The following is a 26,108-nucleotide window of genomic DNA, read 5'->3' on the forward strand; positions in this document are numbered from 1 at the left end:
GTCTTCCATGCCCGTCTTTTGCCATGCCGGTCGTGTCGCTTTCGCCGCTGTTCTCCTGCCGTTGCTGGCGCTGCCGGCGCTGGCGCATTTCCAGGAGATCATTCCCTCCGCCGACGTGCTGCCGGAGGGTGGCGAGGTCAGCGTCGACATGGTGTTCACCCACCCGGTCGAGGGCGGGCCGGTCATGGAAATGAAGAAGCCGGCAAAAGTGGGCGTTCTGGTCGGCGGGACGCAGACGGACCTGCTCGACCGCATTGTCGAGAAACCCGTCGACGGCAAGGCCGGCTGGTCGTTCACCCACGCGCTGAAGGAGCCCGGCGCGGCGATCTTCTTCGTCGAGCCGCAGCCCTATTGGGAGCCCTCCGAGGGCAAGTACATCGTCCATTATTCCAAGGTGATCGTCGACAGCTACGCCTCCGGCGAGGGCTGGGACGAACTGGTCGGCCTGCCGGTGGAGATCCAGCCGCTGACCCGCCCGACCGGCCTGTGGGCCGGCAATGTCTTCACCGGCGTCGTGCTGAAGGGCGGCAAGCCCGTCCCCTTCGCCGAGGTGGAGGTCGAGTTCGTCAATGACGGCGCGGTGAAGCCGCCCAACGATGCCTTCGTCACCCAGGTGCTGAAGGCCGACGCCAACGGCACCTTCACCTATGCCATGCCGCGCGCCGGCTGGTGGGGCTTCGCCGCGCTGCTGGAAGGCGACGCGCCGATGACCTCGCCCGAGGGCAAGCAGGTGCCAGTCGAGGACGGAGCGCTGATCTGGGTGAAGGCTACCGACATGGGCGGGAAATAGCCCCTCATGGCGCATATCCCCGACGGCATTCTCTCCGCGCCCGTCCTGATCGGCGGCGGGCTCCTTGCCGCAGCGGGGGTGGCGCTGGGGCTGCGCCGGCTCGACGACCGCATGATCCCGCGCACCGCTCTGTTGGCGGCGGCGTTCTTCGCGGGATCGCTGATCGCGGTGCCGGTGGGGCCGTCGAGCGTGCATCTTCTGCTGGCGGGGCTGATGGGCGTCATGCTCGGCACCGCCACCTTCCTCGCCGTGCTGGTGGCCCTGTTGTTGCAGGCGCTGCTGTTCGGCTTTGGCGGCCTGACGACGCTGGGGGTGAACACGGTGAATATCGCTTTGCCCGGCGTGCTGTTCGGCATGCTGCTGGGACCGCTGATCCGCCGCACCACGCGGCCCTCGGTGCGGCTGGCGGCGGGGGCGCTGGCGGGGGCGCTGCCGGTGCTGGGGACGGCGGGGCTCGTGGCGCTGTCGCTCTGGATGTCCTCGACCGACTACACGCCCGTGGCCAGCGTGGTGATCGCCACCTATCTGCCGCTGGCGCTGGGCGAGGCCTTCGTCACCGCCGTCATCGTGGCCTTTCTCGCCCGCGTGCAGCCGGACGCGCTGCGGCCCGTAGCGCCAGCGCTTGCCGCCCCATGATCCGCTTCCTGCTGCCGCTTCTGCTGGCACTGGCCTTTTCGGGGCCGGCGCAGGCTCACAAGCTGAAGGTGTTCGCCACGGTCGAGGGGGGCTCGGTCAAGGGCTATGCCTTCTTCATCGGCGGCGGCCGCGCGGCGCAGGCGCCCTGGATCGCCGAGGACGGCGCCGGCGCGCGCCTCGCCGAGGGCGCGACGGACGGGGAGGGGCGCTTTGCCTTCGACGTGCCCCCGCCGCCTTCCGACGTTACCGTCACCGTCGACACGCGCGAGGGCCACATTGCCTCGGCGTCCCTGCTCGCCGCCCGCTTCGCTGGCGCGCCCGGAAACACGGTTTCGAGCCCGAGCGCGGCATCGGGCCACGCGGTTGCCGTGGCGGCGCCGGCCGGAGGGCCGGGGGGCCAAAGCGAACAGCTTGCCGCTTTGGTCGAGGCCGCCGTGCAGCGGCAGGTCGAGCCGCTGATGGAGCAGATCGAGCAATTGGACTCGCGCCTGCGCCTTGCCGATGTGATGTCCGGCGTCTTCCTCATTCTCGGCCTGGCCGGCATGGGGATGTGGGCACGGTCGCGGCGCGCATGAGGCGAATGTCTTCGACATTTGTGCAGGCAGCCCCGGGGGAAGACCTCCGGCTGCGGATCGTTGCCGCCTTCGTCGTCATCGCCTGCCTGTCGCAACTGCACACGCTGCCGGTGGCGGTGGGGGCGCTTGTCGCCGTGCTCGGCGTGGCGGCGTGGAGCCGCCCGGAGCCGCGCCTGTGGAAGCGCCTGCTGCATGTCGAGGGTTTCCTGCTGCTGCTGTTCGCGACCCTGCCCTTCACCATGGCGGGGCGCACGCTGTTCACCCTTGGTCCGCTCACGGCGAGCGTCGAGGGGGCCGAGCGCGCGGTGCTGATCGCCGCCAAGGTTTCATCGTCCGTGCTGATGCTGATGGTGATGCTCGGCGCGGTCGAGCCGGCGCGGCTCGGCACGGCGTTGCGCGGGCTTTACGTACCCGAGCGCATCGTGCGGCTGTTCGTGCTCACGGCGCGCTATCTCGGGCTGATCCGCGACGAGGCGCGGCGCCTGCTGGAGGCGATGCGCGCGCGGGGATTCCGCGCCCGCTCGAACCGCCATAGCTGGCGCAGCTACGGCCATCTCGTCGGCATGCTGCTGGTGCGCGCGCTGGACCGCGCGCAGCGCGTGGAAGAGGCGATGCTGTGCCGGGGCTATGAGGGGCGTTTTCCGCGTCTCGCGCAGCCACGCCCGGCGCCGCGCGACTGGCTGCGGGCGATGGCGGCACTGGTTTTCGGCGCCGTGCTCACGCTGGCGGACCGGCTATGAGCGCGCTGCTCGCCCTTGAGAATGTCACGGTTGTTCGCGACGGCGCCACGCTGCTGCGCCAGGTCGATCTCAGCCTCGCGGCAGGCGAGCGGCTGGCCATTGTCGGGCCGAACGGGGCGGGCAAGACCACGCTGCTGCGAACCTTGATCGGGCTGGAGCGGGCAGCCGCCGGGCGGGTGCGCCTGTTCGGCACGCCGTGCCACGGCGAGCGCGACTTCCGGGCCTTTCGCCCGCGCATCGGCTTTCTGTTCCAGGACAGCGACGACCAGCTCTTCTGTCCGAGCGTGATCGAGGACGTGGCGTTCGGTCCGCTCAATCTGGGCCTCTCGCAGGCCGAAGCCTTTCGCCGGGCGGAAGAGGTGCTGGCAATGCTGGGCATCGCCGCGCTCGCCCCGCGCATCAGCCACCGGCTGTCCGGCGGCGAGAAGCGCCTCGTCTGCCTCGCCGGGCTGCTGGCGATGAAGCCGGATGTGCTGCTGCTGGACGAGCCCACCAATGGCGTCGACACGGAGAATGGCCGGCGCCTGCGGGCGGCGCTGCATGCCTTTCCCGGCGCGATGCTGCTGGTCTCGCATGATGACGGCTTCATCGCGGAACTCGCGACGCGGGCGATGGCGATCCACGATGGCCACCTGTCGCCGGCCGAGATCCACACGCACCCGCACAGCCACACCCATTCGCACCCGCATATTCACCAGAGCGAGGCGTAGCGGGGCGTTGCCCTCGCGGGCGCCTCTCGCACGCTCGCCTCGGCCGGCGGCTCCTTCTATGCTGGCTATAGGCAGTCGCCTGACCCCGACTTTCCCCGACGCATCCCAGTGAGGCACCCATGCACGAATTCGATACGGTCATCCGTGGTGGCACGGTCGTCACCGCTTCGGACACGGTGCGCGCCGATGTCGGCATTCGCGACGGGCGCATCGTGGCGGTGGCCGAGAGCCTGACCGGCGGGGCGAAGGTGATCGATGCTTCGGGGCTGCTGGTCATGCCGGGCGGCATCGACAGCCACGTGCACCTCGCCCAGCCGGCCTTTGGCGGCCCGGCCATGGCCGATGATTTCGAGAGCGGCACCCGCTCCGCCATCGCCGGCGGCAACACCACCGTGCTGCCCTTCGCGCTGCAGCCGCGCGGCGCCAGCCTGCGCCAGAGCGTGATGGACTATCACAAGGAGGCCGAGGGCAAATGCTATTGCGACTACGGCTTCCACCTCATCATCTCGGACCCTTCCGCCAGCGTGCTGGGCCAGGAACTGCCGGCGCTGGTGGGTGACGGCTACACCTCGTTCAAGGTGTTCATGACCTATGACGACCTGGTGCTGAACGACCGCCAGCTGCTGGAGGTGTTCGACTGCGCGCGCGGCTGCGGCGCCCTCGTCATGGTGCATTGCGAGGGATATGACGCCATCCGCTTCATGACCCAGAAGCTGGAGGCGGCCGGCAAGACGGCGCCCTATTATCACGGCGTCTCCCGCCCGCAATCGGTGGAGCGCGAGGCCACCCACCGCGCCATCAGCCATGCCGAGTTGACCGATGTGCCGATCATGGTGGTGCATGTCTCCGGCCGCGAGCCGATGGAGCAGATCCGCTGGGCGCAGCAGAAGGGGTTGAAGGTCTATGGCGAGACCTGCCCGCAATATGTCGCGCTGACCGCCGAGGACATGAAGGGCCTCAACATGGATGAGAGCGGCGGCAAATATGTCTGTTCGCCGCCACCGCGCGACCCTGCGAGCTGGGACGCCATCTGGGAAGGCATCCGCACCGGCGTGTTCCAGACCTTCTCGTCGGATCACTGCGCCTTCTTCTACGAAGGCGAGATGGGCAAGCTGAACCCGAAGGCGCGCACCTCCTTCCGCTGGGTGCCGAACGGCATTCCCGGCGTCGAGACGCGGCTGCAGATCCTGTTCAGCAAGGGCGTGGTGGAGGGGCGCATCACCCTCAACGAGTTCGTGGCGCTGACCTCCACCAACCACGCCAAGATCTACGGCCTCTACCCGAAGAAGGGCTCCATCGCGCCTGGCTTCGACGCCGACATCGTGCTGTGGGACCCGAACCGGAAAGAGATCATCCGCCAGGAGCTGATGCACCATGCAGCCGACTACACGCCCTATGAGGGCATGCACGTCACCGGCTGGCCTGTCATGACGCTGCTGCGCGGCAAGGTGATGGCGGAGGACGGGCGCATCGTCGGCGAGCCCGGCGATGGCGGCTTCCTCAAGCGCGAGCTCTCGCCCTATGCCGTGCCGGCGGGGGTGCTGCCGTGAGCGAAAGGACGGAAGGTCTGGAACTGCGGGCGCTGCCGGCAACGGCCGAGGGTCTGCACCCCTACGGCCATCTGGCGGGCCCCGTCGCTGCCGAGCCGCTACAGGTGAATGCCGGCACGGCGCTTCGCCACGACATCGTGCAGATCGAGCCGGACCATCGGCCCGGAAGCCGGCTGATGGTGTCGGTGTTCGAGGCAACGCCGCAGGCGCTTCCGCTTGCCGTGCGGCTGATGGAGCGGCACCCCTTCTCGCAGCAGGCCATCATCGCCATGCATGCGGAAGACTTCATCCTCGCCGTCTGCCTCGACGATGCGCAGGGCCGCCCGGACCTTTCCTCGTTGCGCGCCTTTCGCTTTTCCGGCGGCGGCATGATCTATCGGCGCGGCGTCTGGCACACGCCGATCATCGGGCTGGGCGCGCCGGGGCGGTTCTTCGTGCAATCCTGGCAGGCGGGGACCGCGCAGGACTGCGAGGAGCAGGCCATGGATGCCTTCCTGATCCGCGCGGAGTGAAGGCCGCCGGCCAAAGCGGTGACGTGCCGAGCGCCCGGGGGGAACGTCCACCGGGCCGGGGCGTTGTTCCGGCATTCAATCGTCAGGAGCACTCCGATGGCCGACGCCAACAAGATCAACGAAAATCTGCCGTCCAGCGCCGACGCGCTCATGCGCGAGACCGGCCGCAACGTGTCGGCCGCGACCGATACCGTGAAGGAAACGGTGAACGATGCCGCCGATCGCGCCTCCGGCCTCTACGCCGCCGGTAAGGAAACCATGAGCGAGGCGGCGGACCGTGCCTCCGGGCTTTACGCCGCCGGCAACGCCGCCGTGGCCAGCCGGGTCGACGTGCTTCCCGGCATGGTCGCTGCGGCTCTTGCCGGGGTGGTGGTCGGCTATATGCTCGGCCGGGATCGCCACAGCTGGTGAGCGGCGCCCTCATCGGACGTCCGCCCCTTCGGCAGTACCCGCCGAGAGGGCAGACGGCCTTCGCCGGTTCCTTGAGGTTCAGGGCGACGCGACGCCCTGCTGGTGCAGCGAGCGAATAAGCGTGTCGCGGGCCGTTCGTAGATGCCTGCGGCACCGGATGTCGATCGCGCGCTGGTCACGGCTGCGAAGCGCGGCGATATAGTCGAGATGCTCGCCAAGCGCGATGACGCTGCGCTGCTTCGCATCCTCCCGGTTCCACCGATAGGTGTAGTGAAACAGCGTCGCGACGACATCGTAAAAATCCAGGATGAACCGGTTGCCGGTGGTCTCATGGATCACCCGGTGCAGCCGCTCGTCGAGCCGGGGAAACAGCGCGTGGTCGCGGTCCATATGGGCCAGGATCGCCCGGTGTTCCTGCTCGATCGCCGCTAATTCCCGCCATTGGCTCGCCGTGTCCGGCAAAGCGAGAAGGCTGCGGGTCGCGCGCAGTTCGAACATCTCGCGCACGTCGTAGATTTCGCTCACAAACCCGGCGGTGAGGCCATTGAACAGCCAGGAGCTGTTTGGCCGGCGCTCCAGCAAGCCGAAATGCTGGAATCGGGCAAGGCATTCGCGGATGGTGGTGGTTGAGGTGCCGAACCGGCGCGCGAGTTCCGCCGCGTTGAGCAACTGGCCGGGGCTGGTCCCGCTCTGCAATATCCACTCCAGAAACAGACGCTCGAAGGAGGCGCCGGCCGACAAGGTCTGCGGTTCGGGAAAATAGTCGACATCGGCCGGTTGGCGGGCAAGATGGCGATGCCCGTTCGAGCGCCGCAGGATGCCGTTGTCGTCGAGCATGGCTAGCACCGCGCGGATGGTGGTGCGGCTGACCTCCAGCGTCTGCGCGAGTTCCGTCTCGGAGGGCAGCGGCGCGCCGAGAGGCATCCGGGCGAGCAGGTGCAGGCAGCGATTGGTACCCGCCTTGAAAACCGCCTTGCCCCTCATGCCGCCCCGCACCTCCGAAATTGCCGACCCTCAACGCCGCGCGGCTGTTCTTTTTACATTAAGAACCGGTTGACACCCGCCGTCCAGCATGGACACCTGCGCCCCGTCAAACCGCAGCGCGCCTGCAGGCTATCCCGGGCTTTCCGACGCCGGCAGTGCTCCGGCGAGCCGCCGCGCTTCCTGCCGTCCGCTCCTGTCGAGGTCCGCGCGTGAGTGTTCGTATCGTCCAGTTCGGCACCAGCCGGTTTCTGCAGGCCCATGCCGATCTCTTCGTCCATGAGGCACGAGAGGCCGGGCAGGATATCGGGCCCATCGCGGTTATCCAGGCTTCCGGCTCGGCGGACCGGGCGGGCAGGGTAGCGGCGTTTGGGCGTCCCGAGGGTTTCCCCGTGTGCATTCGCGGCTTGGTCGACGGCATGCCCTCCGAGCGTGACGTCGCGGTTCGGTCGGTCGATCGGGGCCTGTCAGCCATCGCGGACTGGCAGGAGATCAAGGCGCTGTTTGCCGCCGAGGCGCAACTGGTCATCTCCAATATGGGCGATTCCGGCTATCGCGTGGAGCCGCAGGAGGCGACGCCCGCACTCCTCGCCGGCAGCGTGCCCGCCTCTTTTCCCGGCAAGCTCACTGCGCTGCTGCACCATCGCTGGACCGCCGGCGGGACGCCGCTGACCGTGCTGCCCTGCGAACTGATCAATCGCAATGGCGAGGTTCTGGCGGCGGAAATCCGCCGGCTTGCGGTGGCGAGCGGTGCGCCGGCGGCGTTCGTGGCGTGGATCGACACGTCGGTGATCTTCGCCAATACGCTGGTGGATCGCATCGTTTCCGAGCCCATCGAGCCCGTGGGTGCCGTCGCCGAGCCTTATGCGCTGTGGGCGATCGAGCGCCGGCCGGGGCTGGAACTTCCCTTCAGCCATCCCAGCGTGGTGCTGACCGACGATCTCGAACCGTTCGAGCGGCTCAAGCTGCACATCCTCAATCTCGGCCACACGGTTCTCGCCGAGACCTGGTCGCGCGAGGGGCGCCCGGCGGGCGAGACGGTCCGCGAGATCCTGGGCGACGAGGCCGTGCGCGAGCGGCTCGATGCGGTCTATGCCGACGAAGTGGTGCCGGGCTTCGCCACTCACGGCAGGGCGGAGGAGGCCCGCGCCTATGTCGAGGTCACGCTCGACCGCTTCCGCAACCCGTTCCTCGACCACCGCATCGCCGACATCGCGCAGAACCATGGCGTGAAGGTCGAGCGCCGCATCGGCGCGTTTCTCGACTGGATCGCCGGCCGGCCCGGCGCGCCGGCGACGCCCGTCCTTGCCGCCATCCTTGCGCGGCACAAGGCGGGCTGAGGCGTCGACAGCAGGCGGGGGACGCCCGCGCCTTCAGGCCGCCGAGGGTCGGGCCTGCGCAGGCGCATAGGCGAAGGCGGCGAGCGTTTCCGGCTTCATCTCGATGGAGAAGCCCGGCTGCCGGGGCGGCATGTAGGCCGCGTGCTCGATCACGCACGGGTCGAGAAAATGCTCGTGCAGATGGTCGACATACTCGATCACCCGGCCTTCCTTGGTGCCGGACACGGCGACATAGTCGATCATCGACAGATGCTGCACATATTCGCACAGCCCGACGCCGCCGGCATGCGGCCACACCGGCAGGCCGAATTTCGCCGCCACCAGCAGCACCGCCAGCACTTCGTTGAGCCCGCCCATGCGGCAGCTGTCGATCTGCACCACGTCGATGGCGCCGCCGGCGATGAACTGCTTGAACATGATGCGGTTCTGGCACATCTCGCCGGTCGCCACCTTCACCGGGGCGATGGCCTCGCGGATCTTGCGGTGACCGGCCACGTCGTCGGGGCTGGTCGGCTCCTCGATGAAGAAGGGGTTGGCGAAGGCGAGCTTTCCCACCCAATCGATCGCCTGCCCGACCTCCCACACCTGGTTGGCGTCGATCATCAGATGGCGGTCCGGTCCGATGACCTCGCGGGCAATGGTCAGGCGACGAATGTCGTCGTCGAGGTCGCGGCCAACCTTCATCTTCACATGGTTGAAGCCGGCATCGATCGCCTCGCGGCAGAGGCGCCGCAGCTTCTCGTCATCATAGCCGAGCCAGCCGGCCGAAGTGGTGTAGCAGGCATAGCCCTCGCGCTCGAGCGTGGCGATGCGCGCGGCCTTGCCGGCCTCGGCGCGTTGCAGGATGGCAAGCGCCTCGTCGCGGTCGAGCACATCGGTCAGGTAGCGGTAGTCGACGATGTCGGCGATCTCCGCGGGCGACAGGTCGGCGACGAGCCGCCAGACAGGCTTGCCGGCCTGCTTGGCGAGCAGGTCCCAGAAGGCGTTGACCACCGCGCCCGTCGCCAGATGCATCGCGCCTTTCTCCGGGCCGATCCAGCGCAGCTGGCTGTCGCTGGTGAGATGCCGCCAGAACCGCCCCGGCGCGGCGCGCACCTCGTCGAGTTCCGTGCCCACCACGAGGTGGCGCATGGCGAGGATCGCCATGCAGCAGATGTCGTTGCCGCGCCCGATGGTGAAGGTGAGCCCGTGCCCCTTCAGCGCCGGTTCGTCCGTGTCCAGGATGACATAGGCCGCGGAGTAGTCCGGATCGGGATTCATGGCGTCCGATCCGTCCAGCGCCTGCGAGGTGGGAAAGCGCAGGTCGATGACCCGCATGTCGGTGATTTTCGCCATGGCTGTGCCTCCCGGTGCGTGGGCGCGGATCAGAGATCGGGCACGAAGGTCTGCTTCTGCGACCCCAGCCCCTCGATGCCGAGTTCGACGACGTCGCCGGCCTTCAGGTAGCGCGGCGGCTTGAAGCCGAGGCCGACGCCGGGCGGCGTGCCGGTGGAGATGATGTCGCCCGGGTAGAGCGACATGAACTGGCTGAGATAGGAGACGAGATAGGCGGCACCGAACACCATGGTCCGGGTCGAGCCGTTCTGCAGGGTCTCGCCATTCACCTTCAGCCACATGGCAAGGTTCTGCGGGTCCGGAATCTCGTCCTTGGTCGCCAGCCACGGGCCGATGGGGCCGAAGCCGTCGCACGACTTGCCTTTGGTCCACTGGCCGGCGCGCTCCAGCTGAAACTCGCGCTCGGACACGTCGTTGCAGACGCAGTAACCGGCGACATGATCGAGCGCTTCGGCTTCGGTGACGTATTTCGCCGTCCGCCCGATGATGATGGCGAGTTCGACCTCCCAGTCGGTCTTGCTGGAGCCGCGCGGGATCGGCACGTCGTCATTGGGCCCGCCGATGGACGAGGTCGCCTTCATGAAGACAACGGGCTCGGGCGGCACCTCCATGCCGGATTCGGCGGCGTGGTCGGAGAAGTTGAGGCCGATGCACACGAACTTGCCCGTTCCGGCGACGCAGGGGCCGAGCCGCGTGCCCTCGGCGACCAGCGGCAGCACGGCGGCGTCGAGCGCGGACAGGTCGGCCAGCGCGGCGGGGTCGAGCGCCGCGCCGGCGATATCAGGGACATGGGCGGAGAGATCGCGAATGCGGCCCTGCGCGTCGATCAGGCCCGGCTTTTCCTGGCCCGCGAGGCCGTGGCGTACGAGTTTCATGCTGTGTTCTCCCGGAAAGGCGGATCAGAGCGACCAGCCGCCATCGATGGCGAAGGCCTGGCCGGTGGTGTAGGTGGCGCCGGCGAGATGGATGGCGAGGTCGGCGATCTCCTCGGGCGTGCCGATGCGCCCGATCGGCTGGCGGGCGATGAACGCCGCGCGCGCCGCCTCATAGTCCCCCTGGGCGCGCAGCCGGTCCTGCAGCGAGGGGCTTTCCACCGTGCCGGGACAGATGGCGTTGCAGCGGATGTTGTGCCCGACATACTCGGCCGCCACCGATTTGGTGAGGCCGATCACCGCCGCCTTGGTGACGCTGTAGGCGAAGCGGTTCGGCACGCCCTTCACCGAGGAGGCGACCGAGGACATGTTGATGATGGCGCCGTCGCGCCGCGCGATCATGCCGGGCAGCACCGCGCGGATGGTGCGGACCATCGATTTCACGTTGAGATCGAAGGCGACGTCGAGATCGCCCTCCTTCATGTCGAGGATGCTGCCCGCATGCACCATGCCGGCGCAGTTGAACAGCACGTCGACCGGTCCGATGCTGTCGACGAAGCCGGCAACGGCGGCGTCGTCCAGAACGTCGAGCCGCGCGGTCACCAGCCGGTCAGAGGGCGGCAGTTCGGCTAGCAACGCCTCGTTGATGTCGGTGGCATAGACGCGGGCGCCGGCGGCCAGAAAGCCGAGGGCGCTCGCGCGGCCGATGCCCTGCGCGCTCGCGGTGACGAGGACGGTCCTACCCTCAAGGCTGGCCATGGCATTTCTCCCTTTTGTCGTTAGTCGAGGTGGAACACTTCTTCCATCGAGGCCCACCATTCGCCGTCCTGTCGGGTCGCGAGCGGGCGCTGGCACGGGATGGTCAGGCTCCACCATTCCTGATTCGTGGGGTCGGCGGCGATTTTTGCCATGTCGGCCGCGAAGTCGCTGCCGTGATATTCCCACGTGCCGAACAGGATGTTCTCCGGTTCGCGCAGGAAGATCGTGTAGTTGCGGATATGGCTGGCGCTCAGCCGTTCCAGCACCTGCGGCCACACCGCCGCGTGCAGTTGCCTGTAGCGCTCCACCATCTGCGGCTCGACGCCGATCATCATTCCCATGCGCTGCATGCCCGCCGCTCCGCTCACGCCACGTCGACCAATGCCTTGACGACACCCGCGCCCGGCTCGGACAGGGTGGCGAACTTCTCCGGCACCTCGGACAGACGCAGGCGATGGGTAACCAGCGCGTCCGGCACCTCGCCGGCGCGGATCGCCGCCATCACGCGCTCGAAATCGTCGCGCGTGGCGTTGCGACTGCCGAGCAGCGCCGTCTCGCGCTTGTGGAACTCGGGATCGGCGAAGGTGATGTCGCCGGCGACGATGGACACCAGCACATAGGTGCCGCCATGGGCGACGAAGCCGAAGCCGCGTTCGATCGCCTGCGGGTTTCCGGTGGCATCGAACACCGCGTCGAAGAAGTCGCCCCCGGTCAGCCTCGCGAGCTCGTCGGTGTCGCCCGGGCCGAGCCCGACGGTGGAGGCGATGGCGAGATGGGCGCGGGCGAAGGCCAGCCGGTCCTCCCGGCCGTCGATCATCGTCACCTGCGCACCGGCAATGCGGGCGAAGATAGCGACCGCTGCGCCGATCGGGCCGGCGCCGGCGACCAGCACCCGGTCGCCTCCGGCCGTTCCTGCCCGCGCCACGGCATGGGCACCAATGGCGAGGAATTCCACCATGGCCGCCTGATCGAGGCTGAGGCCCTGCGCCTTCAGCACGAAGGGCTCCGGCAGGCAGATGAACTCGGCCATGCCGCCGTCGCGGTGGACACCGAGCACGCCGAGGTTGCGGCAGCAATTGGTTCTGCCCTTGAGGCAGGCGGAGCAATGGCCGCAGGAGATGTAGGGGATCACCGAGACGAGGTCGCCGGGGGCGAGCGGGCTGCCGGCGGGCGCTTCCTCCACCGTGGCGGCAAGCTCATGGCCCATCACGCGCGGGTAGGAGAGGTAGGGCTGCTTGCCGGCGAAGATGTGCAGGTCGGTGCCGCAGATGCCGATCCGGCGCAGCTTCAGCAGCACCTCGCCTTCGCCGCGCACCGGCTTCTCGCGTTCGATGGCCGACAGCGTGCCGGGCGTGTCGCAGATGATGGTGAGCATGAGCGTCTCTCAGTTCGCGGCGGCGGGAGGAGCGCCGTCCAGCCGGTAGAAGCGGGCCGCATTGCCGCCGAACACGGCGTCATGGTGGGCCGCCGGCACGATGTCGCGGCACAGCGCCAGCCAGCCGGCATAGTCGCCGGCGAGGCGAAGCACCGGCCAGTCGCTGCCGAAGATCAGCCGCCCGGGCCCGAACAGGTCGAGCAGCGTCTCGGCATAGGGGCGCACGGCGACGGCGCCGCGCCCATCCGCCTCGGTCAGCAGGCCGGAGAGCTTGCAGCAGACATTGGGCAGTGACGCGAGGGCGGCGAGGTCGCGGCGCCACCCGGAGATGCGCCCTTCGCCGATGAGCGGCTTGGCGCCATGGTCGATGACGATCCGCAAAGAGGGGTAGCGGGCGGCAAAGGCGAGCAGGGGCCGCAGATGGCGCGGCAGCACCAGCGCGTCGAAGGCGAGATCATGGGCAACCATCGCGGCGATGGCGGGCGCCAGCGCCGGGTCGGCGATCCAGTCGTCGTCGGCGATGTCCTGCAGCATGGGGCGCAGGCCCTTCAGCCGGGCATGGCCCGCCAGTCGGGCTATGGCGCCCGGCGCATCGGGGGCCTTCAGGTCGGTCCAGCCGACCACCGCCCTGATGAAGGAGTGCCGGTCCGCGAGACCGAGCATGTAGGCGGTGTCGGCCGCGCGCTCCATGGTCTGCACCAGAACCGTTCCCACGATCCCCGCCGTAGCCAGCAGCGGTTGCAGATCTTCCGGCCCGAAGTCGCGGTGGATGGGCGCGAGATCGGCCGGCGGCCATTGCCCCGCCCGGTCCGCGATCCGCCAGAAATGCTGGTGTGCGTCGATGCGCAAAGGAGCCGCCCTGGTCATGCCGGAACCGGGGCGCTGTCGGCGATGAGGCCGCGCTCTTTCAGCCGCGTCCAGAAGGTCGCCGGCAGCTGCTCCTCGAACCAGCCGATATTGGCGCGCACCTGTTGCGCGTTGCGGGCGCCGGAGACGACGCCGAGGGTGGCGGGATGGGCGAGGGGGAATTGCAGGGCCGCGGCCTGAAGGCTCACGCCCTCCGCCGCGCAGGCGCCGCGCAACGCCTCGACACGCGCGACGATCTCGGCCGGGGCGTCGCCATAGTTGAATTTGCTGCTGCCGGCGAGGATGCCGGAATTGAACGCGCCGGCAATGACGATGCCGATGCCGCGCGCCGCGCAGGCGTCCATGAAGGCGAGGCTGGCCTGCTCGAGCAGTGTGTAGCGGCCGGCCAGCATGCAGATGTCGATGTCGGCGACCTCGATTGCCGCCTCGATGATCTCGAATTCGTTGACGCCGAGGCCGAACGCCCTGATCGCCGCTTCCTCGCGCAGTCGGCTCAGCGCCCGGAAGCCGCCGCCTGCGGTGAGCTGCGCCCAGTAATGCGCGTGGCGCTCGCCATGGGTGACGCGGCCGATGTCGTGGACATAGAGGATGTCGGGAGCGAGAAGGCCGAGCCGGCTCTGGCTGGCCTCGAAGGAGCGCAGGATTCCGTCGTGCGAATAGTCGAACACCGGCCGGAAGGGCAGGGGGGCGGCGAAGCCATCCTCCTCCGGCCCGACGCTCGGGTCCGGTGTCATCACCCGCCCGACCTTGGTGGAGACGGTGTAGCTGGCGCGCGCCCGCTCCCCGAGCAGGGTGCCCAGGCGCAACTCGGAGCGGGTGTAGCCATAGAAGGGCGCGGTATCGAACGTGCGGATGCCGGCGTCCCACGCGGCCTCGAAGGCACCGGCGGATTCGGCGTAAGGGGTGACGCGGTAAAGGTTGCCCATCTGCGCGCAGCCAAGTCCCATCGCCGTCACGGCCACGGTGCTGCGTGCATGGATGCGCTGATCGCCGGCTTTCATGAGGGTGCGGGTCCGTTCCAGGGAAAGCCGGGACGCGGCGAGGGGCGCGTCCCGGAAGGTGCGCGGGAGGGGCGCGCTCAGTAGAGGACGTTCTTGGCTTCGGGCTGGTCGATATTGGCCTTGGTCACGACCACGGCGCCGGTGTCGACGAACTTGTCGACCTTTTCCTTCTTGATCAGCTTGGAGACCGTCTTGACGCCGAGATCGCCCATCTGGAACGAGCCCTGCACGATGATGGCGGCCAGCGTGCCGTCCTTGACGAATTCCTGCAGGTCCTGATTGCCGTCGAAGCCGACCGCGACGATCTTGCCGGATTTGCCGGCCTGCTTGATGGCGCGCGCCATGCCGATGGCGGTGGGCTCATTGGCGCCGAAAATGCCCTTGAGGTCGGGATTGGCGGCGAGCACGTCGGTGGTCTGGTTCAGCGCCGTCGCCATCTGCGACTGCGAGTAGAACGGGCCGACGATCTGCAGCTTGGAATGCGCCTTGATGTAGTCGGTGAAGCCGCCCACGCGGCCGATCTCGGAGCCGGCACCGGCGACATAGGACATGACGGCGATCTTGCCCTCGGTGCCGACCTTGTCGATCAGCGCCTTGGCCGCGAGCTCGCCCGCGTTGCGGTTATCGGTGGCGAGGTAGGACTGGTAATATTGCTCCGCCCCCTTGGCGAGCAGCGAGTCGATGATCACCACCGGGATGCGGGCTTCCCAGGCCTTCTTGACGGCGGGCACCAGCGCGTCGGGGTCCGAGGGGGCGAGCACGATGCCGGCGACGCCGCGATTGACGGCGTTCTCGACCATGTTCACCTCGTCGGCGATGGCGGATTCCGAGGCCGGGCCCTGGAAGGTCAGCGTGTTGCCGCCGCCGGCCTCCTTGAGCGCGGCATCGGCGCCCTTCTGCACATTCTGCCAGAAGGTGGAATTGACCGTCTTCACGATGACGGCGATTTCCCCCGCCTGGGCGGTGGACTGCGCGACGGCAGCACCGCCGAACAGGACTGCAGAGGCGAGCAGGGCACGAGCGATTTTCTTCATGGTTTCCTCCTGTTATGGGGCGCCGCTTTGCGGTCGCCGGCGTTATTTGCGATTGCGCAGCTGGTCGATCCACACGGTCAGCAGGATCACCAGGCCGATGATGATCTGCTGGGTGAAGGCGGAGACGCCGTTCATGTTCAGCCCGTTGCGCAGGATGCCGATCACGAACGAGCCGATGAAGGTGCCGGAGATCGTGCCGACGCCGCCGATGAGCGACGTGCCGCCGATGACGGCGCTGGCGATGGCGTCCAGCTCGTACATCACCCCCTCATTGGGCTGGGCGGTGACGAGGCGGGACATCAGCACGCAGCCGGTGAGGCCGGCGAGCGCGCCGGAAAGCACATAGGTGAAGCGGGTGACGCCGGCGACATCGACGCCCGAAAGCCGGGCGGCCTCGCCATTGGAGCCCACCGCGTAGATGTGGCGGCCGAGCACGGAGCGGTTGAGCATCAGCGACACCGCGATGGCGATCACCGCCATCAGGATCACCGGGTAGGGGATGCCCGGGAACACCACGGTGGGGAAACCGTCATCGCCGATGGTGACCACCCGGAACAACGCGCCATTGCCGAGCACGCCGAAGGATTCGCCGAGGCCCGAGATCGCCCGGGCGCCGGTGATCTGCAGCGCGACGCCGCGCGCGATCAGCATCATGCCAAGCGTGGCGATGAAGGGCGGCAGGCGCAGGCGGGTGACGAGGATGCCGTTGACGAGGCCGCAAAACGCCCCGGTGAGAATGCCGAGCATCATGGCGAGGGGAACGGCGAGCCCGAGTTCCTTCACCGCCAGAGCCGCCACCACCCCGGACAAGGCCAGCACCGACCCGACAGAGAGGTCGATGCCGCCGGTGATGATGACGCAGGTGGCGCCGATGCCCAGCAGGGCGATGGAGGTCACCTGCAAGGCGATGGTCATGCCGTTATTGACGGTGAAGAAGGCGCTGCTGGTCAGCGAGAACACCACGATCAGCACCAGAAGGCTGCCCAGCGCGGCAAATTTCTGCAGGATGTCCTTCTGCCGGTCGGTCAGGCCGCGCGTGGGCGCCGGCGGTGTCGTCACGCTCATCGTCATTCCCTGCTCCGTCAGTCGCGGCTGCTTGGCCGTCCGTAGCCGGACGCGTAGTGCATGATCTCTTCCTGGGTGGTCGCAGCGGTTTCCAGCACGCCGGCGATGCGGCCGTGATGGAACACCGCGATCCGGTCGGTCATTCCGAGGATTTCCGGCAGTTCGGAACTGATCAGGATCACCCCGATCCCCTTGGCGGCCAGTTCGTCCATGATCTGGTAGATCGCCAGCTTGGCGCCGACATCGATGCCGCGCGTCGGCTCGTCGAAGATCAGCACGCGCGACTGGCAGAACAGCCATTTGCCGATGATGATCTTCTGCTGGTTGCCGCCCGAGAGAAGGCGTACCGGCTGGCTCGGCGAGGGGGTCTTGATGCTGAGCAGGTCGATATAGTCGTTGGCGACCTGCGCGTGCCGGGCGAAGTCGATCAGGCCGAAGCGGTTGGACACCGCCGCCATGTTGGCGAGCGTCATATTGGCGTCCACCGGCATCTTCACGGCCAGCCCCTGCGCCTTGCGGTCCTCCGAGAGATAGGCGAGGCCGGCGGCGATGGCGTCGCGCGGCGAGCGGATGTCGAGCGGCCTCCCCTCAAGGGACACCGTGCCGGCGTCGAGCGGGTCGGCGCCGAAGATGGCGCGCGCGACCTCGGTCCGCCCCGCGCCCATCAGCCCGGCGAAACCGAGTATCTCGCCGCGATGGAGATCGAAGTCGATGTCCCGGAACACGCGGTGGCGGGTGAGGCCGCGCGCGGAGAGAATGACGTCGCCCGTCGGCCGGGAGCGGCGCTCGGGGAACTTCTCTTCCAGCGAGCGGCCGACCATGCGGGCGACGATCTCGTCGACGCTCGTCGCGGCGAAATCGTCGGTGGAGATATAGCGCCCGTCGCGCAGCACCGTCACCCGATCGACGATCTCGGCCATCTCGTCGAGGCGGTGCGAGATGTAGATGATGCCGACGCCGGACGCCCGGAGATCGTGGATCACCTTGAACAGCAGCCGTGTTTCCTGCTCGGTGAGCGAGGAGGTCGGCTCATCCATGATGAGAACCTGTGCGTCCAGCGACAGCGCCTTGGCGATCTCCACCATCTGGCACTGGGCAACCGAGAGCTCGCGCACCAGCCGGTCGGGATCGATGGCGACGCCGAGCCGGTCGAGGCAGGCCTTGGCGCTGGTGCGCAGCGCCCTGCGGTCGAGGAAGAAACCCCGCCGGGGCTCGCGGGCAAGGTAGATGTTTTCCGCCACCGACAAATGCGGAACCAGGTTGAGTTCCTGGTGGATGATGGCGATGCCGATGGCTTCCGCGTCCAGCGGCGAGGCGAAGCTGCACGGCCGGCCCTTGTAGACGAGGCGGCCCGAGGTCGGCGCGTAGACGCCGCTGATGATCTTCATCAGGGTCGACTTGCCGGCGCCATTCTCGCCGCAAACGGCATGAACCTCGCCCCGGCGAAGATTGAAATGCACGCCCTGCAGCGCTTTGACGCCCGGGAATTCCTTGCAGATGTTTTCCAGTGACAGCAGCGGCTCGCCCACCGCCTGCGCGGGCGGCGCGTCGATCCGGCCGTCGGCGATCCCGCCGCGCGGCATTGGCATTCCTCCCTGCCGCATGAAGCGACGTGCGCCCGCTGGTGCGGATCTCTTCGGCCGGTGGCCGTTGCAACCTCATGGTGCCATCCCGGCCGATGTGGTCAAGCCAATTTTTGATCTTCTGCGGAGTTTTCTGCCAAGAATATGAAAATACATTGAGATTCAATGGGATGATCGATCTTGGCCGATGGCGGCATTCAAGGTATGGTAAGGCCAAATCAGAGTGTGAAGATGAACATCAATCGAAATTCGGAGCGCAGGCTTTACCAACAGGTGGCGGATCAGATCCGTGGCCTGATCCAGAATGGCCTTTTTGAAGTGGGCAGCCGGTTGCCTGCCGAGCGCGATCTCGCGCAGCAGCTTGGCGTGTCGCGCCCCTCGCTGCGCGAGGCGCTGATCGCGCTGGAGATCGACGGCACGGTCGAGATCCGCATGGGTTCCGGCATCTATGTCGCGGCCGCCGTCGAGCGCCGCGCGCTTTCCCAGGCGGCGACCGGGGAGAGCGCGGTCGAACTCATGGAAGCGCGCGCCACGGTGGAGGCGGCGGTGATGGGTCTGGCCGCCGCCCGCTTCACGCCCGCCACCCTGCGCGGGCTGCGCCTGACGCTGGAGGCGATGCGGGCGGATATCGAGGAAGGCCGCAAGCCGCTCGGGCATGACCGGCAGTTTCATCTCGCCATTGCCGCGCAGACCGGCAACAGCGTGATCGTGCGGCTGGTCGGGGAATTGTTCGACGAGCGCCACAGCCCGATTTCGTCGCGGCTTCGCGCGCGGTTCGACACGCCGGCGACGTGGCGGCACGCGCTGGCCGAGCATGAGGCGATTCTCGCCGCGCTGGAGGCGCGCGACGTGCCGCTCGCGCAGATGCGCATGCACGCCCATCTCGCGGAATCCAAGCGCCGCTGGATCGAGAGTGAACCGCGCTGACACGGCGGGCCATGCTGGAGGAACGGGCCTGCCCCCGTTGAATGTGCATTGACAGTGCCGGCGTGACGCTGTCGTTTATACATAAAAGACAATCCTCCGTCGCAGCGCGGACCCCGCTTTCGGTCAGGTCGCGCGCCCATGCCGGACGGGGCAGGCTTCAGGTTTCAACCCCATGACCACACCTCGCACGCTGCGTCTCAACGAGAGCGACAATGTCCTTGTCGCCATTGACAGCCTTCCCGGCGGCACGGCGCTGGCGGAAGGCATCGTCGCCCGGCGGCATGTCCCGAAGGGGCACAAGATCGCCGTCCGCCCGATCGCGGCGGGTGAGGCGATCCGCAAATTCGGCCAGGTGATCGGCTTCGCCGCATCGGACATTGCGCCCGGCGACTGGGTGCATGAGCACAATGTGCAGCTGCAGGATTTTGCCCGCGATTATGCCTTCGCATCCGAGGCGACGCCCGAGGAGGGCCTGAGGCCGGGGGAGCTTCCCGCGACCTTTGAAGGTTTCCGCCGCGCCGACGGCCGGGTCGGCACGCGCAACTATATTGGCATACTCTCCTCGGTGAACTGCTCGGCGACCGTTGCCGACTTCATCGCCGACGCGGTGACGCGTTCCGGCATGCTCGACGCCTATCCCAACATTGACGGCGTGGTCGCCTTCACCCATGGCACGGGCTGCGGCATGGGCGCCAAGGGCGAGGAGTTCGACATTCTCGCCCGCACCCAATGGGGCTATGCATGCCACCCCAATTTCGCCGCCGTGCTGCTCATCGGGCTCGGCTGCGAGGTGTTCCAGATTCCGCGCCTGAAACAGGAATATGGCCTTGTCGAAGGGCCGCATTTCCAGAGCCTGACGATCCAGGAAGCCGGCGGCACCCGCAAATCGATCGAGGCCGGCGTCGCCAGGATCCGCGAGATGCTGCCGGCGGCCAATGCCGTCGCCCGCGAGAGCGTGCCCGCCTCGGAGCTCGTTCTGGCGCTGCAATGCGGCGGATCGGACGGCTATTCGGGGCTCACCGCCAATCCTGCGCTGGGCGCGGCGGTGGATCTTCTGGTGCGCCATGGGGGCACCGCCATCCTCTCGGAAACGCCGGAAATCTTCGGCGCCGAGCATCTGCTCACCCGCCGGGCCGAGAGCGAGGCGGTGGGGCGCAAGATCGTCGATCTCATCGACTGGTGGACCGGCTACGCGGCCCGCTCGGGCGGGGAGCTGAACAATAATCCCTCGCCGGGCAACAAGGCGGGCGGGCTCACCACCATTCTCGAGAAATCGCTCGGCGCGGTCGCCAAAGGCGGCACCTCGACCCTGCGCGGTGTCTACCGCTATGCCGAGCGCATCGACCGTCGTGGCTTCGTCTATATGGACACCCCCGGCTACGATCCCGTCGCCGCGACCGGGCAGGTGGCGGGCGGGGCGAACATGCTGTGCTTCACCACCGGGCGCGGCTCGGCCTATGGCTGCAAGCCGACGCCCTCGGTCAAGCTCGCCACCAATTCGGAGCTGTTCGCCCGGATGGAAGAGGACATGGACATTAATTGCGGCGACGTGCTCGACGGCGTGTCGATCGAGGAGAAGGGCCGCGAGATCTTCCAGCTGGTGCTCGACATCGCCTCCGGCCGTCGCTCCAAATCCGAATTGCTGGGCTATGGCCGCAACGAGTTCGTGCCCTGGCAGATCGGCGCCGTCATGTGAGCGCGGCGCCCTCAGTGCGCCGCGCCTCCCGTCGCGCGGACGGAACGGGGCGGCGGAGCGTTGCGGCTCCGACGCCCGGCTCGGCGCCCCCTCAGACCCGTGCGGAGTTGGCGTAGAACGGGGTCGGCTCGGTCTCGGGCAGGTAGCCCTCATAGAACTTCTTCACATGCGGGAACACGGCGAGGCCGAGTTCGCGACGGGCGACCTCTTCTGCGCTGCGCGGCTTGCCGAGCGTGTCGGCAATTTCCGCCAGCACCGCCTCGCGGTCGACCCTGGTGAAGCGGCCGTCCTCATAGACCAGGTCGCCATTGACGAACACCGCGTCGACCGCCCCGGTCTTGGCGCGCTGCACCAGCGCGTCGAGCATCGGGATGTCGGGGTCCTGGTAGGGGTAGGTCGCCTTGGTCCAGTTGATCAGCGAGGCGTCGAAGAAGCGGCCCGCGTCGAGCCGGCCGATGGTGGCGCCGAAGGCCGTGGTCATGGCGCCGGCCTCGGTCGCCATCTTCACCACCTGCGGGCAGGTCGGCACGTCCGCCTCGTCCATGCCCGGCTCGCGGTGGACGCGCAAAGCGAGGCGCAGCTCGGAGAGCATGTCGCGGTCGTCATTGATGCCGGCCTCGTCGAGGCCCATGCCGACATTGATGCCCTTGGCCTCCCAGCGATTGAGCGGGGCGAGGCCGGAGCGCAGGCGGAAATTGGACGAGCAGTTGTGGCAGATGCAGGTGCCGGTATCGGCGACGATGTCGATGTCTTCCCCGTTCAGCCACACGCCATGGCCGAGCGTCATGTGCGGGCCGAGCACGCCGAGATCATACAGATGGCGCAGCGCCGTCTTGCCAGTGCGGCGGCGGGCATATTCCTTCTGGTAGATGGTCTCCAGCAGATGCATGTGCATCGGCACGCCGGCCGCCTTGGACTTGGCGTCGAGCGCCTGCAGGCCCTCATCCGTGCACCAGTGCAGGTTCGCCGGGGCGAGCTGGATGCGGGTGAGGTCGTGGCCGGCATTCTCGGCCGTGAGCTGGTCGAACAGGGTGAGGAAGTCGTCGAAGGGCATGGCCTGCGCCTTCAGATGCGCCGCCAGCGTCTCGCCGAGATCGCTGGGCAGCCGGGCACAGAACGCCTCGTCGGCCTCATAGACCAGCCGGTTCTGCTCGCGCACCGCGTAGCAATAGGAGGCGCGCATGCCGAGCGTGCGATAGGCGCCCAGCACCTTGCTGGCGGCACCATGCACGGCATCATAGCCGCCGGGCATCCAGCCATGGATGTGCTGCACGGTGGTGACGCCGGAGGCGATCATCTCGAAGGCCGAATAGAGCGTGTCGAGCGTGAGATCGAGCCGCCGCGCCGGCAGGCGTCCGGCGAACCACAGTTCGAGCGCGTAGTCCGGCGAGCCAAGCTGGAGCGGCGTCATCCCGACATGATGGTGGCTGTTGACGAAGCCCGGCAGCATGGCGTGGTCGGGATATTTGCGGGTTTCGGCGGTGGGCGCGAGCTTCTGCATCTCCTCCAGCGCGCCGGTGGCGACGATCACGCCGTCGCGCGACAGCACCGCCCCCTCGTCGATCACCTCGGGGGTGAAGCGGTCCCGGATGCCGGTGACGACCCAGCGGGCCTGCACGATCAATTCAGACATGATGCTACCTCAGGCTTATTTGGCAGGCGCAGGCGCGCTGCCGTGGCATTTGTCGTCCGCGCGCCGGCGAGGCGTGCGGGATCGATGGAGATGAGCAGGGGCCGGCGCTCGCCGGGCGTTGCGCGGGCGAGAAGGGCGCCGTCCGGGCCGAAGGCCAGCGTCTCGCCGTCATGGCGCACCGGCCCGCCAGTGACGGTTTCCGTGCCGTAGCGAGCGGCCGCCACCGCATAGACGGCATTGGCGCGGGCGCTCGCCTGCAATTCGGCGGCGTACAGCCCGTCCGGATCGCCTGGTGCCGGTCCGCCGACCAGTACCGCGACCAGATCGGCACCGGCTGCCGCCGCCGCACGCCAGCATTCGGGAAAGCGGCGGTCGTAGCAGATGAGAGCGGCGACGCGCAGCGGACCAATCGCGACGGCGTCGATCTCGGGCGCGCCGGCGGCGAAATGATCGGTCTCGCCGAAGCGCGCGCCAGGCTCGCCGGGCGGCAAATGGATCTTATGCGCCAGCGGCTCGATGCGCCCGTCCGGCCGGGCGAGCAGGGCGGCATTGAAGGGCAGCCCGACTTCGCCCCGCAGCGCCATGCCGAACAGCACCGCTATGCCGCACTGCATGGCCACGTCCCGCATGCGGGAGGCGGTCGGCCCGTCGATAGCTTCGGCGAGCTGGCCCCAATCCGCGGGATCCTCGCCGGCCACATAGGGAACGGCGAACAGTTCCGGCAGCACGACCAGCTCCGCGCCGGCGCTCGCCGCCGCCCGAATGCCGGCCTCCGCCTCTTGCCAGAGCAGCGCGGGATCGCGGCCGGCCGGGCCAATCGGCAGGGCGGCGGCGAGGAACACGGCAGCCATGACGCGCTACACCGCTTCCTGTTCGGCGAAAGCGCGGTCGACCTCGTCGGCCAACAGCTCGGTGAACATGTCGCGATAAGCGTGGTAGCGGGGATCGCGCGATTCGCGCGGGCGCGGCAGGTCGATGGGAACGATGGTCTTCACCTTGCCGGGCCGCGAGGTGAACACCACCACCCGGTCGGCCAGCGAGATCGCCTCGTCGATGGAGTGGGTGACGAGCAGGATCGAGGCGCCGCTGTCGCGCCAGATCTGCAGCAGGAAGTCCTGCATGCGCGCGCGGGTCTGCACGTCGAGCGCCGCGAAGGGCTCGTCCATCATCAGCACCTTGGGGCGCATGGCGAGCGCCCGGGCGCAGGCGGCGCGCTGGCGCATGCCGCCGGAAAGCTCGTCCGGCTTCTTGTCCAGCATGTCGCCGAGACCGACGCGCCGCAGCGTTTCCAGCGCGATTTCGCGGCGCTTCACCGGCTGCACATGCTGCACGGCGAGGCCGAAGGCGACATTGTCGGCAATGGTCAGCCAGGGGAAGAGCGAGGCCTCCTGGAAGATCAGCCCGCGCTCGGCGGAAGGCTCGCTGACGGGCTCGCCGTCGCAGGCGATGGTGCCGCCGGAGACGTCCTCCAGCCCGGCGATCATGTAGAGCAGCGTGGACTTGCCGCAGCCGGACGGACCGAGCAGCACGATGAACTCGCCCGGCTCGACATCGAAGGTGAGGTTGTCCAGCGCCTGCACCGGGGCGCGGCCCTCCGGCGTCCAGCGTTTGGAAACCGACTGGATGGAAACGGCGGGGCGGCTCATCGTGCGGCTCCCTGGTTCGGGGCGATCCACCAGAGCATCTTTCGCTGGACCTGACGGAGCGTGAAATCCGACAGGAAGCCGAGCAGGCCGATGATCGCCATGGTGAAGAAGACGAGCTTGGCGTTGAAGGTGGAGCGGGCCATGGAGGTGATCTGCCCGAGACCGGTGCCGACGCCGACCGTCTCGGCGATCAGCACCACCATCCAGGCCGCGAACAGGTTCAGCCGCAGCGTCATGAACAGGCCGGGCAGGATGGAAGGCAGGATAACCTTCCAGAAGGTCTGCCGCTGGCTGGCCCCCATGATGCGGGCGACGTGAATATAGTTCTTCGGCACGCTCTCGATCTGCGCCCCGGTGGACAGCACGATGGCGAAGAACACGGTGATGAAGACGAGGAAGATCGCCGGCACGTCGCCGATGCCGAACACGAAGATGGCGACCGGCAGCCATGCCACCGGCGAGATCGGCGCCAGCAGCAGGATGGTCGGCAGCAGCAGGTTGCGCAGGATCTTCACGTAATGGATGGTCGCGCCCACCGCGACGCCGCAGGTGAAGCCGAGCGAAAGCCCGACCACCACCCGCATCAGCGTCCAGCCCATCACCGTCAGCAGCGCACCGACACCGCCCCCGGTGGCCACCGAGCCGACGCGGTTCGAGCGATCGAAATATTGCAGCGTGCCGGGAATGTCGGAGAGGAACATGTGCGGGGGCGGCAGCAGCAGCGGGTTCAGCGCGCCGAAGAACCACAGCGCTTCCCACACGCCCGCGAACAGGCCCACCGACAGAAGCCCCCAGCCGATGGCGGCGAGGCGCCGGCGGAGTGCGGGGGACAGCAGCGGGGCGGCGGGCCGCACGGGATCGGTGCCGCCGAGACCGGTATGTCCGGCATCTGCGCTCATCGTCATGGCATCCTTCCGAGGTCAGGTCGGGCAGGAAAGTCGTCGATTTCCAAAGGCCCGGCCGGCGTGAAGGCCGGCCGGGCCGGTTCGACGGATCAGGCCGACTTCAGCTTGAGGCTGTCATAGAGCGGCTTGTTGGCGGCGATCACCGTTTCCATCAGGCTCCAGTCGAAGGCCCCCTGGTCGGGCTGCTTCTTGACATAGCCGAGTTCCATCATCGACTGGCCGCGGTCGATGATGAACTGCGTCTGGTTGCGCTGGTCGACGACGATGGGCTGCTTGCTGGAAGCATCCTTCGCCGCTTCCATGCTGGTCTTGTAGTATTTGCCGACCGTGTCCTTCAGGGCGGCTTCCTTGTTGGTCTCGGCCTGCGACTGGGCGACGAACAGCGCCTTGATCACGGCCTTCACCGCCTCGGGGTTGCTTTCCAGCAGCGGGGTGCGCACGGCGAGCACGCAGTCCGAATAGCCCTTGCCGTAGACGTCGGTGCCGTTGGACAGCACCGTCGCGCCCTTGCGGCCCATGACGCACTGGGACGCGTAGGGTTCGATATGGCAGATGGCGTCGAGGGCGCCGGCCAGGAAGGCCTGGGCAAGTTCGGGCGAGGTGTCGAGATACTTGATCTGGACATCGTTGAAGGAAAGCCCCGCCTTCTTCAGGTAATCATAGGGCAGCACTTCCAGCGTGTCGGCCTGGAAGGTGCCGAAGGTCTTGCCCTTGAGGTCGGCAGCGGAGGTGATGCCCTCCTTGGCGACGATGATGCAGCCTTCGACGCCGCCACCGGCAACGATCTTCACCGGCGCGCCGGCGTCATACAGCGTCATGAAGTTCGAGTAGGGAATCATCGACATGTCGACGAGGCCCGCGCCGAACATGGTGGTGATTTCGGTGTTGGACGGCGTGATGACGAATTCGAGTTCGACGCCGTCTGCCTTGGTCAGTTCCCGCTCCTTGGCGAGGAAGATGCCCATGTTGCAGAAGCCGGAGCCGTGCGTGGCCTTGATGGTGGTGCCCGCCGCGCGGGCGGCGTTTGGCGCCAACAGGCTGGCCAGCGAAGCCGGCAAGGCGATGGTTGCCGCAGCGCCCGCCACAGACGTCTTCAGGAAGTTGCGGCGCGAAAAGTTGCGAAAGAAAGTGCCGTCACGATCACACATGATCCCCTCCGGATCTT

The 26,108-nt window shown here is 67.9% G+C and carries 27 protein-coding genes; 11 read left to right on the forward strand and 16 right to left on the reverse strand.

What is annotated here, in order from left to right:
- Positions 1–7: 7 nt before the first annotated feature.
- From ACQY76_RS14230 to ACQY76_RS14265, 8 genes are all read left to right on the forward strand, one after another.
- Complete coding sequence (locus ACQY76_RS14230) at positions 8–790, forward strand: DUF4198 domain-containing protein (RefSeq protein ID WP_428029390.1); 783 nt, start codon at positions 8–10, stop codon at positions 788–790.
- Positions 791–796: 6 nt separating this feature from the next.
- Positions 797–1,426, forward strand: coding sequence for a cobalt transporter CbiM (gene cbiM / locus ACQY76_RS14235; RefSeq protein WP_428029391.1), 630 nt, complete (start codon positions 797–799; stop codon positions 1,424–1,426).
- Entirely contained in the window at positions 1,423–2,001 is a 579-nt protein-coding gene (locus ACQY76_RS14240) for a cobalamin biosynthesis protein CbiL (protein ID WP_428029392.1), read from the forward strand. The genes cbiM and ACQY76_RS14240 overlap by 4 nt, the downstream gene beginning before the upstream one ends.
- A gap of 5 nt (positions 2,002–2,006) precedes the next feature.
- Positions 2,007–2,741, forward strand: a complete 735-nt coding sequence (gene cbiQ, locus ACQY76_RS14245) for a cobalt ECF transporter T component CbiQ (protein ID WP_428029393.1) — start codon at positions 2,007–2,009, stop codon at positions 2,739–2,741.
- A complete protein-coding gene (locus ACQY76_RS14250; RefSeq protein WP_428029394.1) occupies positions 2,738–3,451 on the forward strand; it encodes an energy-coupling factor ABC transporter ATP-binding protein in 714 nt (237 codons plus the stop codon). Before cbiQ ends, ACQY76_RS14250 begins: the two co-directional genes overlap by 4 nt.
- Before the next feature lie 119 nt (positions 3,452–3,570).
- Complete coding sequence (gene hydA / locus ACQY76_RS14255) at positions 3,571–5,001, forward strand: dihydropyrimidinase (RefSeq protein ID WP_428029395.1); 1,431 nt, start codon at positions 3,571–3,573, stop codon at positions 4,999–5,001.
- Complete coding sequence (locus ACQY76_RS14260; RefSeq protein ID WP_428029396.1) at positions 4,998–5,513, forward strand: ureidoglycolate lyase; 516 nt, start codon at positions 4,998–5,000, stop codon at positions 5,511–5,513. The genes hydA and ACQY76_RS14260 overlap by 4 nt, the downstream gene beginning before the upstream one ends.
- Before the next feature lie 96 nt (positions 5,514–5,609).
- Positions 5,610–5,924 (forward strand): hypothetical protein, encoded by a 315-nt coding sequence (locus ACQY76_RS14265; protein WP_428029397.1) that lies wholly within the window; start codon positions 5,610–5,612, stop codon positions 5,922–5,924.
- A 78-nt stretch (positions 5,925–6,002) separates the two neighbouring features.
- On the opposite strand, the gene ACQY76_RS14270 is transcribed toward ACQY76_RS14265, so the two are convergent.
- Complete coding sequence (locus tag ACQY76_RS14270; protein ID WP_428029398.1) at positions 6,003–6,908, reverse strand: GntR family transcriptional regulator; 906 nt, start codon at positions 6,906–6,908, stop codon at positions 6,003–6,005.
- Between the two features lie 209 nt (positions 6,909–7,117).
- Between ACQY76_RS14270 and ACQY76_RS14275 the strand changes: the two genes are divergently transcribed.
- Positions 7,118–8,245: a mannitol dehydrogenase family protein gene (locus ACQY76_RS14275; protein WP_428029399.1), complete on the forward strand. Its 1,128-nt coding sequence runs from the start codon at positions 7,118–7,120 to the stop codon at positions 8,243–8,245.
- Between the two features lie 33 nt (positions 8,246–8,278).
- Here ACQY76_RS14275 and ACQY76_RS14280 read toward each other — a convergent pair whose 3' ends face one another.
- The 10 genes from ACQY76_RS14280 to ACQY76_RS14325 form a co-directional block, all read right to left on the reverse strand.
- Positions 8,279–9,580 carry an L-fuconate dehydratase gene (locus ACQY76_RS14280; protein WP_428029400.1) on the reverse strand — a complete coding sequence of 434 codons (1,302 nt, stop codon included), beginning with the start codon at positions 9,578–9,580 and terminating at the stop codon, positions 8,279–8,281.
- A gap of 29 nt (positions 9,581–9,609) precedes the next feature.
- Positions 9,610–10,455, reverse strand: coding sequence for a fumarylacetoacetate hydrolase family protein (locus ACQY76_RS14285; RefSeq protein WP_428029401.1), 846 nt, complete (start codon positions 10,453–10,455; stop codon positions 9,610–9,612).
- 24 nt (positions 10,456–10,479) lie between these two features.
- Positions 10,480–11,211, reverse strand: a complete 732-nt coding sequence (locus ACQY76_RS14290) for an SDR family oxidoreductase (protein WP_428029402.1) — start codon at positions 11,209–11,211, stop codon at positions 10,480–10,482.
- Between the two features lie 20 nt (positions 11,212–11,231).
- Complete coding sequence (locus ACQY76_RS14295; RefSeq protein WP_428029403.1) at positions 11,232–11,561, reverse strand: L-rhamnose mutarotase; 330 nt, start codon at positions 11,559–11,561, stop codon at positions 11,232–11,234.
- Positions 11,562–11,575: 14 nt separating this feature from the next.
- Positions 11,576–12,586 carry a zinc-binding alcohol dehydrogenase family protein gene (locus ACQY76_RS14300; protein ID WP_428029404.1) on the reverse strand — a complete coding sequence of 337 codons (1,011 nt, stop codon included), beginning with the start codon at positions 12,584–12,586 and terminating at the stop codon, positions 11,576–11,578.
- 9 nt (positions 12,587–12,595) lie between these two features.
- Positions 12,596–13,435 (reverse strand): amidohydrolase family protein, encoded by an 840-nt coding sequence (locus ACQY76_RS14305; protein ID WP_428029405.1) that lies wholly within the window; start codon positions 13,433–13,435, stop codon positions 12,596–12,598.
- Between the two features lie 14 nt (positions 13,436–13,449).
- On the reverse strand, positions 13,450–14,454 hold the full coding sequence (locus tag ACQY76_RS14310) for an aldo/keto reductase (RefSeq protein ID WP_428029406.1): 1,005 nt from the start codon (positions 14,452–14,454) through the stop codon (positions 13,450–13,452).
- Positions 14,455–14,531: 77 nt separating this feature from the next.
- Positions 14,532–15,488 (reverse strand): ABC transporter substrate-binding protein, encoded by a 957-nt coding sequence (locus tag ACQY76_RS14315; RefSeq protein ID WP_428029407.1) that lies wholly within the window; start codon positions 15,486–15,488, stop codon positions 14,532–14,534.
- A 42-nt stretch (positions 15,489–15,530) separates the two neighbouring features.
- Positions 15,531–16,559 carry an ABC transporter permease gene (locus tag ACQY76_RS14320; protein ID WP_428029408.1) on the reverse strand — a complete coding sequence of 343 codons (1,029 nt, stop codon included), beginning with the start codon at positions 16,557–16,559 and terminating at the stop codon, positions 15,531–15,533.
- Between the two features lie 11 nt (positions 16,560–16,570).
- Entirely contained in the window at positions 16,571–18,136 is a 1,566-nt protein-coding gene (locus tag ACQY76_RS14325) for a sugar ABC transporter ATP-binding protein (protein WP_428029409.1), read from the reverse strand.
- A 231-nt stretch (positions 18,137–18,367) separates the two neighbouring features.
- Here ACQY76_RS14325 and ACQY76_RS14330 point away from each other — a divergent pair, with 231 nt between their 5' ends.
- The gene (locus tag ACQY76_RS14330) at positions 18,368–19,063 is read left to right on the forward strand and encodes a FadR/GntR family transcriptional regulator (RefSeq protein ID WP_428029410.1); all 696 of its coding nucleotides are present in this window, start codon (positions 18,368–18,370) and stop codon (positions 19,061–19,063) included.
- Positions 19,064–19,235: 172 nt separating this feature from the next.
- On the forward strand, positions 19,236–20,759 hold the full coding sequence (locus ACQY76_RS14335; protein WP_428029411.1) for a UxaA family hydrolase: 1,524 nt from the start codon (positions 19,236–19,238) through the stop codon (positions 20,757–20,759).
- A gap of 91 nt (positions 20,760–20,850) precedes the next feature.
- On the opposite strand, the gene ACQY76_RS14340 is transcribed toward ACQY76_RS14335, so the two are convergent.
- The 5 genes from ACQY76_RS14340 to ACQY76_RS14360 all read right to left on the reverse strand — a co-directional run bounded on the left by ACQY76_RS14340 (position 20,851) and on the right by ACQY76_RS14360 (position 26,091).
- Entirely contained in the window at positions 20,851–22,392 is a 1,542-nt protein-coding gene (locus ACQY76_RS14340; RefSeq protein WP_428029412.1) for an amidohydrolase family protein, read from the reverse strand.
- Complete coding sequence (locus tag ACQY76_RS14345) at positions 22,380–23,243, reverse strand: carbon-nitrogen hydrolase family protein (protein WP_428029413.1); 864 nt, start codon at positions 23,241–23,243, stop codon at positions 22,380–22,382. The genes ACQY76_RS14340 and ACQY76_RS14345 overlap by 13 nt, the downstream gene beginning before the upstream one ends.
- 6 nt (positions 23,244–23,249) lie before the next feature.
- Positions 23,250–24,038: an ABC transporter ATP-binding protein gene (locus tag ACQY76_RS14350; RefSeq protein ID WP_428029414.1), complete on the reverse strand. Its 789-nt coding sequence runs from the start codon at positions 24,036–24,038 to the stop codon at positions 23,250–23,252.
- Complete coding sequence (locus ACQY76_RS14355; RefSeq protein ID WP_428029415.1) at positions 24,035–24,943, reverse strand: ABC transporter permease; 909 nt, start codon at positions 24,941–24,943, stop codon at positions 24,035–24,037. The genes ACQY76_RS14350 and ACQY76_RS14355 overlap by 4 nt, the downstream gene beginning before the upstream one ends.
- An 89-nt stretch (positions 24,944–25,032) precedes the next feature.
- Positions 25,033–26,091, reverse strand: a complete 1,059-nt coding sequence (locus ACQY76_RS14360) for an ABC transporter substrate-binding protein (protein WP_428029416.1) — start codon at positions 26,089–26,091, stop codon at positions 25,033–25,035.
- Between the last annotated feature and the right edge of the window lie 17 nt (positions 26,092–26,108).

The sequence above is a fragment of the Ancylobacter sp. genome (assembly GCF_965279025.1).
Taxonomy (GTDB): Bacteria; Pseudomonadota; Alphaproteobacteria; order Rhizobiales; family Xanthobacteraceae; genus Ancylobacter.